Genomic DNA, 13,647 nt, shown 5'->3' with positions numbered 1-13,647 from the left:
CCATGAGCACCCGGAAGAACGTAGCCGCCGCGGCGACGGCGATCATCGGCCAGAAGGTCCTGCCCGGCATGGAGCAGGAGTTCCGGACATGGCAGGAGGACCTCAACGCCGCGGCCGCCTACTACCCCGGTTTCCTCGGCGCCGAGGTCTCCCCGCCGACACCGCTGCAACCCGACTGGGTCGTGGTGTACCGCTTCGACTCGGTGGCGCATCTGCAGGCGTGGACCAACAGCGCGACCAGGCAGACGTATCTCGACGTCGGCGCCAAGTACTTCGACGGTCCGGCGACCCAGCAGGTGGTCAGCAGCGGCACCCGGTCACTGGATCCACTGGTCACCGTGGTGGTCACCCACCGCGTGCACCCGAGCCAGGTCGACGACTTCCTCGCCTGGCAGCGCCACATGGTCGAGGAGGAGAGGAAGTTCGAGGGGTTCCGCGGGACCGAGCTGTTCCGCCCCATCGAGGGCCTGCAGGAGGAATGGACCACCCTGTACCGCTACGACAGCGCCGAGCACCTCGACGCCTGGCTGACATCGCGCCGACGGCACGAGATCCTGGCCGAGGGCGAGAAGTTCAGCGACTTCGCACTGCGGACGATCGACAACTCGTTCGGCAGCTGGTTCGCCTTCGAGGGCAACGGCAAGGAGGCACCGCCGCCGCCCTCCGAGACCAGGACCTCCCTCGCGGTCTGGGTCGGCCTGTACCCGACCGTCGTACTGCTGACGCTCGCACTGTCCCCGCTGCACCTGCGGCTCTGGATCGGCCTGCTCGTCGGCAACCTGCTGTCGAGCTTCATCATGAGCTTCCTCACCATGCCCTACTACGTGAACCCGCTGCTCGGCCGATGGCTGCGGCCACCACCGGACGAACCGGCGGCCAGGACCAGCCTCCGCGGCCTCGGCATCGTCGCGGTGGCGATGGCCTTGTGGGCCGCCCTCTTCTACCTCGTCACCGTCCGGTTCTGGACACTGCCCTGACCGGCGAGCGCCCGGAGGACGGGCGCAGCGCACACTCTTGCCCCCACTCACCGCCGGGAACGCCGGGTCAGGAGCGGGCCGTTCGCCTGCGGCCGGGGATCAGCCACACCGCGGCGGCACCCAGAGCGGCGGCTCCGGCGCCCGCGGCCGCCCACACCGCGGCCGGGAGTCCGTGCCTGGGGCCCTGGGTGACGACGAGGTAGCCGGTCCTCCTCACTCGCCCGCGGTGGCTGACGACGGTGACGGGATACGTGCCGGGGTCCAGGTCGGGCCTGATCCTCGCCGGCCCCCAGAAGACCGGGTCGTCCGCCTCATGTCCCTTGACGAGATCGGACTTCAGCCTGGCCGGGGCCTGGAACGCCGGGGACGTCGCGGTCATCCGCTCCTCCTCCCCGGGGTCCGGGTGGGCGTCCTGCCAGCTGACGTACACCTTCCTGCCCGCCACGATCGTGAAGCCCTCGGTCCGGGCCTCGAACGGATGGCCCCCCTCGCCGGTGAACGCCGGGCCCTTCGCCCTGCCGAGGTAGTCGTCGTCGCCGGGGCGGGCCGAGCGGATCCGCAGCCGGGTCTCGGCCCTGCGCCTGCCGTCCCCGTCGGTCACCCACACCGGGTACGCCCCGTCCTTCAGGGTCTGCCGCAGCGGCACCTCGAAGGCGTTGAACGTGCGGACGTTGTTCCAGCCCTTGTCGTGCGCGAGGCGGACCGGCGAGCTGAACGCCGTGGAACGGGCCGTGAAGGAACGGCCGGTCTCCCCGGGATACAGGTCGTCGAAGAACACGTTCACCTTGATGCCAGGCCGCCCCGCGCCCCCGGTGTCCACTTCGACGGACGGACGTCTCGGCGGCTCGACGACGATGGTGTCACGGGCCAGGACCTTCCCCCGGGCCTTGACGACGAGCGGATACGATCCGGGCTCGGCGGACGCCGGGATGGGCGCCTTGTAACCGAACCCGCCGGTGTCCCCGGCAGGGCCGTCCATCCGGATCGGGGCCGCGAAGACCGGTGATTCGGCCACCAGACGCACGCCCGGTTTCCGCTCGTAGCCGACCAGATCGATCCCGATGGCCTCACCGGGCCGGGGGTCGGCATAGGCCTGGCTGATCGACGGAGGGTCCTCGCCGGCCACGGCCGGCCCCGCCAGGCCTCCGCAGCTCAGCACTCCGCCCACTGTCCCCACGGCCACCACCCGCTGCCATCGCGTCCTCATGACTCCCCCTCTCGCTCACGGAGGAAGAGGGACGCACCGACGCGGCGGTTGGCCGAGGGACCCAGGGCGGCCCGGTGAAAACGATTGTCAGTCGGTCGCCCCGGGGCGCCGGTCCAGGTGTGTGGTGCCCCGGTCCGGTACGACGATGGAGGAAGGCAATCCCCGCCGGACCCGCACGAGCCGGGACACCCGGGCGGGAGGGAAGATGAGGCATGGGCACGACTGACTCCTCCCGAGCAGGCGACGGCCGGCCGGGGGCGGCGCCCAGCGCGCCGCCCAGTGGCCTGCTCGACCTGCTCAGCGTCGCCGCGGTGGTCCTGAACGCCCGGGGACAGGTGGTCTTCTGGAGCCGGAAGGCCGAGGAGCTGTTCGGCTACACCGCGGCGGAGGCGCTGGGCCAGTACGCGGCTCCGCTGACGGTCCACGAGGAGCACCAGGACGAGGTGATCAGGCTGTTCGCCGAGGTCATGGAGTCCGGCACCGACTGGGCCGGAGCCTTCCCGATCCGGCACAAGGACGGCAGCACCCGCCTGGTGGAGTTCCGCAACATGCGGCTGCTGGACGACCTCGGTGACGTCTACGTCCTCGGCCTCGCCGCGGACCAGGCCACGGTGGAGCGGGTCGAGCGCAACGCCGCCCTGGCCATGCGGCTGGTGTCCCAGTCCCCGGTCGGGCTGGCGATCCTCGACGCGGACCTGCGGTACGTGGCCGTGAATCCCGCTCTCGAACGCATCACCGGCCAGTCCGCCGCCGAGCGTCTCGGCCGGTCGGCCGGGGACATCCTGACCTTCCTGGACACGGACCCCGAGGCACGTCTGCGCCGGGTCCTGGAGACCGGCGAGTCGGTCGTGGACCGGGACATCGTCTGCCGTCCCCCCGGTGACCCGGACCACGACCACGCCTGGTCCGTCTCGTACTACCGGCTGGAGGACTCCGGCGGGAGGGTGCTGGGCCTGGCCTACTCCGTCATCGACGTCACCGAGCGTCATCGAGCGGCCGCGGAGGCCACACGGGCCCGGCAACGGCTGGCGCTGATCGCCGAGACCTCCGCCTGCGTGGGCACCACCCTCGATCTGGAGACGACGGCACGCGAGCTCGCCGACGTCGTCGTGCCGGTCCTGGCCGACGTGGCGGCCGTGGACGTACTGGACAGCGTCCTGGAGGGCCGGACCGCGCCGGAGGAGGGCCCGGCCTTCTTCCGCGCCCTCGCCGTCACCGCGGCCCCCACCACCGAGGCAGTCCACGCGGCCGACCCGCCAGGATCACTCGTCACCTACGGCAGCGACCGCCTGATCACCCGGTGCGTGCGGACCCGCCGACCGGTCCTGGTGCCCCACACCACTCGCCGGGATCTGGAACGCATCGCCCGCCACGGCGAGGCCGCCTCCCTCCTCGACGCCGCGGGCGTGCACTCCTACCTGGCCGTACCGCTCATGGCCCGGGGCGAGGTCCTCGGCGCCCTCGACCTCACACGCACCCGGAACCCCGCCCCCTTCGACGACGACGACGCGGTGCTCGCCTGGGAGTTGGCCGCCCGCGCCGCGGTCTGCATCGACAACGCCCGCGGGTACCAGGCACAGCGCCATGCGGCCCTCACCCTCCAGCGCAGTCTGCTCCCCGAACTCCAGTCGCGTCTGCCGGGCTTGGAGGTGGCCTGCCGCTACCAGCCGGCCGGGGCCACGAGCGAGATCGGCGGCGACTGGTACGACGCCATACCGCTCCGGGGGGACAAGACCGCCCTGGTCGTCGGGGACGTCATGGGCAGCGGCATCAACGCCGCCGCCACCATGGGGCAACTGCGCAGCGCCGCCCGGGCCTTCGCGGAACTCGACCTCGCCCCGGCCGAGGCCCTGCACCACCTGGATCACCTGACCGAAGGCGTCGAGCAGACCATCACCACCTGCATCTACTGCGTCTACGACCCGCACCGCGGCCAGTGCGAGATCTGCCTCGCCGGCCACCTCCCACCGGCTCTGATGCGGGCCGGCCAGGCAGCACAGCTGCTCGAGCTGCCCGCCGGCGCACCGCTGGGCGTCGGCGGGGTCCCTTTCGAGGCCGCCACCATCGCCCTGCGTCCCGGCGACGCGCTGGCCCTCTACACCGACGGCCTGGTCGAGACCCGGAGCGAACCGATCGACGCCCGACTGAACACCCTCCTCGACGCCTTCACCGCGAGCTGCGGCCAGGAGCTGGAGGAGATCTGCGACCGCGTCCTGGACCTGCTGCGGTCGCCCGGCGGCGAGGACGACGTCGCGCTGCTCGTCGTCCGAGCCGGGCCCTGAGCGGACAGGCCCTAGGGGAGGGCCAGCTCGGCCCAGATGGTCTTGCCGGACGCGGTGTAGCGCGTGCCCCAGCGCTGGGACACCTGCGCGACGAGGAACAGGCCGCGGCCTCCCTCGTCGTCCCGCCGCGCCCGCCGCAGGTGGGGTGCGGTGTGCGCGCTGTCGGAGACCTCGCAGAGCAGGCAGCGGTCCCTGATGAGTCTCAGCATGACGGGTCCGGTGGCGTACCGGATGCCGTTGGTGACCAGCTCGCTCACCACGAGGGCGGCGGTGAACGACAGGTCGGACAGCCCCCACGCCTCCAGCTGGCGCTCCGTGAGCGTGCGGGCCTCAGCCACCATGGCCGGGTCGGGCGGCAGCTCCAGGTCCACCACATGGTCGGTGCCCAGCCGCCGGGTGCGGACGAGCAGCAGCGTGGCGTCGTCCGCCTGCGCCCCGGGCGGCAACGTCGACAACGCCCGGTCGCACAGCTCCTCGACGGGGCACCGCTGCCAGCTGAGTACATGGGCCAGGCGGTCGATCCCGCTGTCGATGTCGGTGCGCCGGTCCTCCACGACACCGTCGGTGAAGAACGCCACCACGCTGCCGCTGGACAGGCTCATCTCGACGTTCTCGTAGGGCAGCCCCCCCAGCCCCAGCGGCGGCCCCGGCGCCAGCGCGGACAGGGCCACCGAGCCGTTCGCATCGGCCACGATCGGCGAGGGATGCCCCGCGCTCGCCCAGACGCACCGGCCGCTGACCGGGTCGTAGATCGCGTACAGGCAGGTCACCCCGAGCGCCTCGTCGCTCAGCCCGTCGTCCGCGTCGGACCCGGAGTCCTGCGCGACCAGGTCGTCCAGCCGGGTGAGCAGCTCGGCCGGATCCAGGTCCAGCAGGGCCAGGGTCCGTACCGTGGCGCGCAACCGGCCCATGGTCGCGGCCGCGTGCACGCCGTGGCCGACCACGTCGCCGACGGTCAGGCCCACCCGGGCACCGGACAGCGGGATCACGTCGAACCAGTCGCCGCCCACGCCCACCCGGCTGTCGGCGGGCAGGTAGCGGTACGCCACGTCGACCGCGCTCTGCTCGGGCAGGTGCTGGGGCAGCAGGCTTCGCTGCAGCACCAGGGCCGCCGCGTGCTGGCTCGTGTAGCGGCGGGCGTTGTCGATGCCGACGGCGGCCCGCTCGGCCAGTTCCACGGCGAGTGCCTGCTCCTCGGCGCCGAAGGGGTCGGGGTTGGTGCTGCGCCGGAAGGTGGCCAGGCCCAGGACCGCCTCGCGGGTGAGCAGGGGGACGAAGAGACAGGACTGCGCGGGAGCCGATCCCGCACCGTCGGGCGCCTCGTTCCGGGAGGCGTCGACGACGGGGCGGCTGGTGACCAGGCTCAGGGCCTGCGGTGACGAGGGCGGGTACGAGACGGGGCTGGTCCGGAACTCCTCCGGGGTCCGCCCGTGCATCCGCAGCAGACTGTGCCCCGGCGCCGACCCCGTCGGCGGCTGCCGTCCCTCGATGACCGCCGGCGGCAGGTCCACCAGCACCTCGTCGGCCAGCTGCGGTACCGCCACGTCGGCCAGCTCCGCGGCCGTACGGCGCACGTCCAGCGAGGCTCCGATGCGCTTTCCCGCCCGCACCAGCAGCGACAGGCGTTCCTGGGCGCGGTAGCGGTCGGTGATGTCCAAGGACTCCTCGAACAGCCCCAGCGGTTCGCCGCGGGCGTCCACCAGCCGGTGGTACGAGCAGGACCAGACGTGCTCGCGCACCGGGTCGGCGGGGGCGCGCCCCCGATAGTGCATGCCGAGGATCGGTTCTCCCGTCGCCAGCACGTGCTCCATGATCTGGTCCTCGTCCGGGGGATGGTGGCGGGAGATGAATTCGCCCTCGGGGAAGAGATCCGCGGCCGGCCGGCCGATGTACTGGGCGATTCCCGCGAGCTCCAGATCGGTGGATACGTTCCCCCAGACCACGCGCCCCTCGGTGTCGAAGATCGTCAGGCCCACGGAGGACTCGGTCGCCAGTCCCTGCAGCAGCGCCAGCTGCGCCTCCCAGCAGCGCTGCGCCTCCAGCTCGGCCGCGACCACGACGGTCGCGGCGACGCCCCGGTGCGCGAGCGGGCTGAGCGTCACGGCCGCGCGCAGGGTACGTCCTTCCCGGCAGCACAGGTCCAGGACGGCGCCGCGCGGCCGGTGTGCCCTGCAGAGGGCGGACAGCCGCTGTCCCGGGGTCGCTGCCACCAGCCCGGCGGCCGGCCGGCCCAGCACGTCCTCGGGTGCGTGTCCGAGCAGACGCTGCGCCGAGGATGCCCATCCGGAGATGCGGCCTTCGTCGTCCAGCACTGCGGCGGCGGCCTTGGAGAGGTCCAGGGGACTGTGGAAATCGACATTGGCCGCCTTCGGAAAACGATCCATGGCACCGCTTCCCTTCCTGCCCCCTCAGCATCCCGTGCCACACGACGGACGACAACCTGGATGCCGGGCGGGAAGCTGCGCGACGGGTACGACGCCCTCACCCTGGAAGAGCAGTCCCGTCCGGAAGAAACAGGCTCGTCGTCCGTGAAGGAGCGTGGCGTATGGCGAGAAGCCGTGACGAGGGCAGGAAGCTGCGGAAGGGCGACAAGGTGGCCTGGCAGAGCCATGGCGGTCGGGCAGAGGGCGAGGTGACGAAGAAGATCACCGAGCGCACCGAGGCGGCGGGCCGCCCGGTGGACGCGTCACCCGACGAGCCGCAGTACGAGGTCCGAAGCGAGAAGTCCGGCAGGTCCGCGGTGCACAAGCCGTCCGCGCTGAAGAAGAAGTGAGGCGGCGTGGACGACGAGGAGCGCGAGGAGACCTGGGACGACTTTTGCGAGCTGGTGAACATGACACCGGCCGAACTGGGCACGTGGCTGGACACCGACGAGTCGCACAGTGCCGGACAGCACGAGGACGGAGGCGAGTCCACCGGGCACGCGTCCGGCCGTCGGATCACGGAGATCCTGCGGGTGAAGAAGGACGAGCTCTCGGACGACGACTACCAGCACATGCGCAAGGTGGTCGGGTACATCCGGCGCCATCTGGCCCAGCGCCCCCCGGGAGACGTGCGGGACACCCGGTGGCGGTACTCACTGATGAACTGGGGCCATGACCCGCTGGCCTGACGGGGAGGCGCCTACGAGAGGAGGTCACCGTCGCCCATGCGCCACCGGCTGACGAGAGGTGGCCGGGGCCCGGGCTGGAGCATGGCCGTCGGCGCGCTGTGCGTGTCCGCCTCGGCCGTCCTGCTCGACCTGGCGCACACCACACCGGGAACGGCCTCGTTCCACCGGTGCCTCCTGGCGCTGCCCGCCCTGTTGGTCCTCGCGGGGGCGGAGCGCCGACGTGAGGGAGGGCCACCGCGGCGGCTGTACGGGCTCGCGCTCATGGCGGGAGCGCTGTTCGCCGGCGACATGCTGTTGTGGACACAGGCGATCGCGGAGGTGGGCGCCGGGCTGTCGACGGTACTGGTGAACGTGCAGGTGGTGCTGGTGCCCCTGATCGCCTGGGCGATCGACCGGGAGCCCGTGCCCGCGCGCTTCCTGGGGTGGCTGCCGCCGCTGCTTCTGGGCGTCGTGCTGACCGGCGGCGTCCTCGAACACGGTACGGCGGTCGGCACCGACCCGCGCTCGGGCACCGTGCACGCCGTTCTCGCGGCGGTGTGCTACTCCGGGTTCCTGTACCTGCTGCGCCGGGGCGGCCGCGGTGGGCACGTACGGCAGTTGTACACGGTGGTCGTCGCGTCGGCCGCCGTGGTGTCGATGCTCGCCGGCCTGGCGTGGTACGGGTTCGACCTCGCACCCGGTTGGCGGGTCCTGGGCCGGCTGCTGGCCGTGGCGGTCTCCAGCCAGGTCGTGGGCTGGCTGCTGGTCGCCACCGCCTCGCCGCACCTGGCCAGCCACGTCGGCGCGATCCTGCTCCTGCTCACGCCGGTGGGAGCGGTGGCACTGGGCGCCGTGGTCCTGGGCGAACGGCCCGGTCCGCTGCAACTCGCCGGATGCCTGCTGATCCTCGTCAGCGCGTACTTCATCACCGCCCGCAGACCCGGGGCGGACAGGGGCCCGGCCAGTGGCCTCCGCCGGAAAGAGGCACCCGCCTCCCCGCTTCCGGGGCGGCGCGAGGACGCCGGGGACTGAATCGTCCGCCGGGCGGCGCAGGGGCCCGTCAGGGCGGCAACGGCGGCTGGTACGACCAGAACCCTGCCCGTCTCACGCCCGCCCCCCGAAGCCGAGCCCGCGGCGGAAGGGCCACGGCATGCTGGGCAGAGCGCACCGGACCCGGGGCCGGGGGCCCCGGGTCCGACGAGGGGCGGGCGGTCCCGCCCGGCGTCACCAGGTGACCGGCAGGCGCACGGGGAAGCGGCGGATGGTCCCGGTGTCCCAGCGGATGTCGTCGGGGGCGACGTCCAGCCGCAGGCGCGGGAAGCGGGTCAGCAGCCCGCTGATCGCGCTCTCCAGCTCCGCCCGCGCGAGCGGCGCGGCGAGGCAGTGGTGGCCGCCCCAGCCGAACGTCATGTTCGGACGCACCGACCGTTCCAGGTCGAGCGTGTGCGGGTCGGGGAAGACGGCCGGGTCGCGGTTGGCGGTCAGGTAGGACACGTGCACGTAGTCTCCGGCGCTGATGACGGTTCCCTCGACCTCCACGTCCTCCAGCGCGAGCCGGGGGATGCCCACGCCCTTGCGGAACGGGATGAACCGCAGCAGCTCCTCCAGCGCGCCCGGGAGCCGGTCGGGGTCGCCGACGAGCTTGGCCCGTTCGTCGGGCCGGGTCAGCAACGTGTAGGCGATGTTGCTGATCTGGCAGGTCGCGGTGTCGTTGCCGCTGAGGATGAGCGTGACGGCCAGCACCGCCAACTCGTCGTCGCTCAGCGGCTGCTCGCCCTCCGGCACCGGGGCGGCGGCCATCGCGCTGAGCAGGTCCTCGCCCGGTGTGCCGCGCCGGTCCGGGACCAGCGCGGCGAAGTACGCCCGCAGCGAGGCCTTGGCGTCGGCCGCGTCCTGCTGGGCGTCCGGAGAGGTGGCCAGGAGCCGCATGGTGCACGCGCGCAGCGGCTCGCGGTCGGCCTCGGGGACGCCGAGCAGCTCGCAGATGGTGAGGTGCGGCAGCGGGACCGACAGATGCGTCACCAGATCCGTGGGCGGCCCCACCTCGGCCATCTCGGCGAGCAGCCCGGCCGTCACCCGGTCGACGGCCGGCCGCATGCGGGCCACCCGCTCCCGGGTGAACGCCTGGGCCGCCACGTGCCGCAACCGGGTGCCGTGCGGCGGGTCCGCCACGTTGATCGATTCCGGCGACACGATGGGCTCGGGCGTCATCCTCGGGTAGTCGCGCCCGACGATCGCCGCCCGGCTGAACCTCGGGTCGCACGTCACCTGACGCACTCCGGCGAAGCTGGTCACCAGCCACGCCTCCGCCTCGCCGTAGGGCAGGCGGATCCGGCTGACCGGACCGTCCTGCGCCAGCGCGGCCAGTGACGGGTCGAACTCCAGGGCGTGGGCGAAGTCGAAGGGGCAGTCGAGCACTGCCGTGTCGTCGAACGACATGCATCCTCCTCTGTGCGCCGCGGGGCGCATCACTTCCGAGAATGTCGGCCTTCCCCGTGTCGGCCCTTCAGCGTCGTCGCGGTGGCCGCGTGGGCTGAAGGCGCTGATCAGGCAGTCGCGGAAGCCTGGGCTCCGGTCTGTCTGGAAGAGGCCACATGCACCCAATATGCGGCAGCTCGACCGGTCTCGCAGAACAAGCGCTCCGGGAAACGAATCGCTTCGCACCGCGCCGGTGCCGTGCCTGCGAGGGTGTCACCGGCGAGGACAGCGCCGTCGGGCGTCCGCGAGGGCTCCGCCGTCGGGCCTCAGATGACCCCGCGGATCGCCGCCGCGAAACCCTCGACGTGGCTCGCGGCGAGAGCCCTGGCCTTCTCCACGTCGCGGTCGACGACGGCGCGCAGCAGCGGCCCGTGTTCGTGGACGTGACCCGCCAGCCCCGGAAGACGGTCGAGGAACAGGCACCAGATCCGCGTGGCCAGGTTGTCGTACCTGATCAGCGTGTCCTCGAGGTAGGGATTGCGGGTGGCCGCGTAGATGGCGCGGTGCACGGTCATGTCGAGCCGGATCAGGTCCGTCCCGCCCTCGGACGTGTCCGACAGCCGGTCCAGCAGCCGGCTGAGGACGGCGCGGTCGTCCTCGCCGGCGCGTTCGGCGGCCAGGGCGGCGGCGAGCGGTTCCAGCTGCTGACGGACCTCCGAGATGTGTCCGAGATCGGCGATGTGGACCTCGGTGGCGAAGGTGCCGCGCCGCGGGTAGGAGACGATCAGGCGCTCGTGCTCCAGCCGCTTGAGGGCCTCCCGCACCGGCGTGCGCCCGAAACCCAGTTCCGCGGCGATCCGCTCGTCGTTGATCGGCTCCCCGGGGCGGATCCGGAGCGTGACGAGGCGGTCCGAGATGCTGCGATAGGCCTGGTCGGCCAGCGTCTCACCGCCGTGACCGGCGACGGTGGAAGAAGTCACCGCGCATCCCTCCCTTGACGTTCCCGAGTCGCCTGCCTACTGTACCGCACACAACAGGTTGATATATCAGTCGTCTTTTAGTCGCTCCCGTTGGAGTTCGCATGACTGACCCCGCCCCCGCGCAGGCCCGAGCCCGCCGCTCCGCCGTCCTCGACGCTCGGCTCCACGACTTCGATCCCGAGATCGCCATGGCCGTCGAGGCGGAGCTGGCCCGGCAGCGCGGCACGCTGGAGATGATCGCGAGCGAGAACTTCGCGCCGCTCGCGGTCATGCAGGCCCAGGGCTCGGTGCTGACCAACAAGTACGCCGAGGGCTACCCGGGGCGCCGCTACTACGGCGGCTGCGAGCACGTCGACGCCATCGAGCAGCTCGCCATCGAGCGCGTGAAGGAACTGTTCGGGGCCGAAGCCGCCAACGTGCAGCCCCACTCCGGCGCGCAGGCCAACGCCGCCGCCATGGCCGCCCTGCTGCAGCCGGGCGACACGATCCTGGGCCTGGAGCTGGCCCACGGCGGACACCTCACCCACGGCATGCGGCTCAACTTCTCCGGGCGCCTGTACAAGGCGGCCGCCTACCAGGTCGACGAGCACGACCACCGCATCCACATGGAGCAGGTCCGCACGCTCGCCCACGAGCACCGGCCGAAGCTGATCGTGGCCGGCTGGTCGGCCTACCCGCGCCGGCTCGACTTCGCCGAGTTCCGCCGCATCGCGGACGAGGTCGACGCCTACCTGATGGTCGACATGGCCCATTTCGCGGGCCTGGTCGCCGCCGGGCTGCACCCCTCTCCCGTACCGCACGCGCACGTGGTGACCACCACCACCCACAAGACACTCGGCGGCCCCCGCGGCGGTGTCGTCCTGTCCACCGCCGACCTCGCCAAGAAGATCAACTCGGCGGTCTTCCCCGGCCAGCAGGGCGGCCCCCTGGAACACGTCGTCGCGGCGAAGGCCGTGGCCTTCAGGATGGCCGCCCAGCCGGAGTTCGCCGACCGTCAGCGCCGCACCCTGGAAGGGGCCGCGATCCTGGCCGAGCGGCTGCTGGCCGAGGACACCCGGTCCGCCGGTGTGAGCGTGCTGACCGGAGGCACGGACGTGCACCTGGTGCTGGTGGACCTGCGCCACTGCGAACTCGACGGCCGGCAGGCCGAGGACCGGCTGCACCGGATCGGCATCACCGTCAACCGCAACGCCGTCCCCTTCGACCCGCGCCCGCCGATGATCAGCTCCGGCGTCCGCATCGGCACCCCCGCCCTCGCCGCCCGCGGCTTCGGGGCCGAGGAGTTCACGGAGGTCGCCGACATCGTCGCGACGGCCTTCCTGCCCGGCTTCGACGATCAGGCTGCTGCCGCGCTGCGCCGACGCGTCCGGGTCCTGACCGACCGCTTCCCGCTGTACCCCGCCGATCCGCAGTCTGCGGCCCAGGAGGCTCGTCAGTGATGCACCCGTCCGACCACGCGCCCACCACGCCCGGCGACGTCCTGCCCGACCACCCCGACTTCCTGTGGCGCAACCCCGACCCCAAGCCGTCGTACGACGTCGTCGTCGTCGGCGCCGGCGGACACGGCCTGGCCACCGCCTACTACCTGGCCAAGAACCACGGCATCACCGACATCGCGGTCCTGGAGAAGGGCTGGCTCGCGGGCGGCAACATGGCCCGCAACACCACCATCATCCGGTCCAACTACCTCTGGGACGAGAGCTCCGGCATCTACGAGCACGCGCTGAAGCTGTGGGAGACCCTCGAGGAAGACCTGGACTACCCCATCCTCTTCAGCCAGCGCGGCGTCCTCAACCTCGCCCACAGCCTTCAGGACGTCCGCGACAGCAAGCGCCGCGTCTTTGCCAACCGGCTCAACGGCATCGACGCCGAGTGGCTGGAGCCGGACGAGGTCGCCAAGGTCTGTCCCATCGTCAACGTCTCTCCCGACGTGCGCCATCCGGTGCTCGGCGCCACCTACCAGCCCCGCGCGGGCATCGCCAAGCACGACTACGTCGCCTGGGGCTTCGCGCGCAGGGCCGACGACTACGGCATCGACCTCATCCAGGACTGCGAAGTCACCGGCCTGGACATCCAGCACGGCCGCGTGACAGGGGTACGGACCAGCCGGGGCCCCATCGCCGCCGGAAAGGTCGCCCTCGCCGCCGCGGGCCACTCCTCGGTACTGGCCGCCATGGCGGGCCTGCGGCTGCCGCTGCAGAGCCACCCGCTGCAGGCGCTGGTCTCCGAGCTCCTCGAACCGGTGCACCCGACCGTCGTGATGTCGAACGCCGTGCACGTGTACGTCTCCCAGGCCCACAAGGGCGAACTCGTCATGGGCGCCGGCATCGACAGCTACAACGGCTACGGACAGCGCGGCTCCTTCCACATCCTGGAACGCCAGATGGCCGCCGCGCTGGAGCTCTTCCCGGTCTTCGCCCGCGCCCACCTGCTGCGCACCTGGGCCGGCATCGTCGACGTCACCCCGGACGCCTCACCCATCGTGGGACTCACCCCCGTCGAGAACCTGTACCTCAACTGCGGCTGGGGCACCGGCGGCTTCAAGGCCACACCGGGCGTCGGCTGGGCCTACGCGCACACCATCGCCACCGGCGAACCCCACCCCTACAACGCGCCCTTCACCCTCGACCGCTTCACCACCGGCGCGCTGGTCGACGAGCACGGCGCAGCCGCCGTCGCCCACTGACGACCT

At 72.1% G+C, this 13,647-nt stretch carries 11 protein-coding genes; 7 read left to right on the top strand and 4 right to left on the bottom strand.

The features are described from left to right. Window positions 1-2 precede the first annotated feature (2 nt). On the top strand, window positions 3-977 hold the full coding sequence (locus ACIHEJ_RS05185; RefSeq protein ID WP_400132267.1) for an antibiotic biosynthesis monooxygenase: 975 nt from the start codon (window positions 3-5) through the stop codon (window positions 975-977). Between the two features lie 67 nt (window positions 978-1,044). Here the strand turns inward: ACIHEJ_RS05185 and ACIHEJ_RS05180 are convergent, their stop codons facing one another. Further along, complete coding sequence (locus ACIHEJ_RS05180) at window positions 1,045-2,184, bottom strand: hypothetical protein (RefSeq protein WP_400132266.1); 1,140 nt, start codon at window positions 2,182-2,184, stop codon at window positions 1,045-1,047. A 212-nt stretch (window positions 2,185-2,396) separates the two neighbouring features. Here ACIHEJ_RS05180 and ACIHEJ_RS05175 point away from each other — a divergent pair, with 212 nt between their 5' ends. Then, window positions 2,397-4,466 carry a SpoIIE family protein phosphatase gene (locus tag ACIHEJ_RS05175; protein WP_400132265.1) on the top strand — a complete coding sequence of 690 codons (2,070 nt, stop codon included), beginning with the start codon at window positions 2,397-2,399 and terminating at the stop codon, window positions 4,464-4,466. An 11-nt stretch (window positions 4,467-4,477) separates the two neighbouring features. Here the strand turns inward: ACIHEJ_RS05175 and ACIHEJ_RS05170 are convergent, their stop codons facing one another. Continuing rightward, entirely contained in the window at window positions 4,478-6,850 is a 2,373-nt protein-coding gene (locus ACIHEJ_RS05170) for a SpoIIE family protein phosphatase (RefSeq protein WP_400132264.1), read from the bottom strand. 161 nt (window positions 6,851-7,011) lie between these two features. Here ACIHEJ_RS05170 and ACIHEJ_RS05165 point away from each other — a divergent pair, with 161 nt between their 5' ends. The 3 genes from ACIHEJ_RS05165 to ACIHEJ_RS05155 are packed head-to-tail and all read left to right on the top strand — an operon-like array spanning window position 7,012 to window position 8,589. After that, window positions 7,012-7,239 carry a DUF2945 domain-containing protein gene (locus ACIHEJ_RS05165; protein WP_400132263.1) on the top strand — a complete coding sequence of 76 codons (228 nt, stop codon included), beginning with the start codon at window positions 7,012-7,014 and terminating at the stop codon, window positions 7,237-7,239. Between the two features lie 6 nt (window positions 7,240-7,245). Further along, window positions 7,246-7,578, top strand: coding sequence for a DUF3140 domain-containing protein (locus ACIHEJ_RS05160; protein WP_400132262.1), 333 nt, complete (start codon window positions 7,246-7,248; stop codon window positions 7,576-7,578). 36 nt (window positions 7,579-7,614) lie between these two features. Continuing rightward, window positions 7,615-8,589: a DMT family transporter gene (locus ACIHEJ_RS05155; RefSeq protein WP_400132261.1), complete on the top strand. Its 975-nt coding sequence runs from the start codon at window positions 7,615-7,617 to the stop codon at window positions 8,587-8,589. Window positions 8,590-8,781: 192 nt separating this feature from the next. On the opposite strand, the gene ACIHEJ_RS05150 is transcribed toward ACIHEJ_RS05155, so the two are convergent. Together ACIHEJ_RS05150 and ACIHEJ_RS05145 are read right to left on the bottom strand one after the other, a co-directional pair. Next, window positions 8,782-9,996 carry a cytochrome P450 gene (locus ACIHEJ_RS05150; protein ID WP_400132260.1) on the bottom strand — a complete coding sequence of 405 codons (1,215 nt, stop codon included), beginning with the start codon at window positions 9,994-9,996 and terminating at the stop codon, window positions 8,782-8,784. A 305-nt stretch (window positions 9,997-10,301) separates the two neighbouring features. Then, on the bottom strand, window positions 10,302-10,955 hold the full coding sequence (locus tag ACIHEJ_RS05145) for a GntR family transcriptional regulator (protein ID WP_400132259.1): 654 nt from the start codon (window positions 10,953-10,955) through the stop codon (window positions 10,302-10,304). 101 nt (window positions 10,956-11,056) lie between these two features. Between ACIHEJ_RS05145 and glyA the strand changes: the two genes are divergently transcribed. Both glyA and ACIHEJ_RS05135 read left to right on the top strand, forming a co-directional pair. Continuing rightward, window positions 11,057-12,394: a serine hydroxymethyltransferase gene (glyA, locus tag ACIHEJ_RS05140; protein ID WP_400132258.1), complete on the top strand. Its 1,338-nt coding sequence runs from the start codon at window positions 11,057-11,059 to the stop codon at window positions 12,392-12,394. Next, the gene (locus ACIHEJ_RS05135; protein WP_400132257.1) at window positions 12,394-13,641 is read left to right on the top strand and encodes a sarcosine oxidase subunit beta family protein; all 1,248 of its coding nucleotides are present in this window, start codon (window positions 12,394-12,396) and stop codon (window positions 13,639-13,641) included. The genes glyA and ACIHEJ_RS05135 overlap by 1 nt, the downstream gene beginning before the upstream one ends. Window positions 13,642-13,647 lie beyond the last annotated feature (6 nt).

It is taken from the genome of Streptomyces sp. NPDC052301, from assembly GCF_044593395.1.
GTDB lineage: Bacteria > Actinomycetota > Actinomycetes > Streptomycetales > Streptomycetaceae > Streptomyces.
This window is presented reverse-complemented; position numbering and strand designations above follow the sequence as displayed.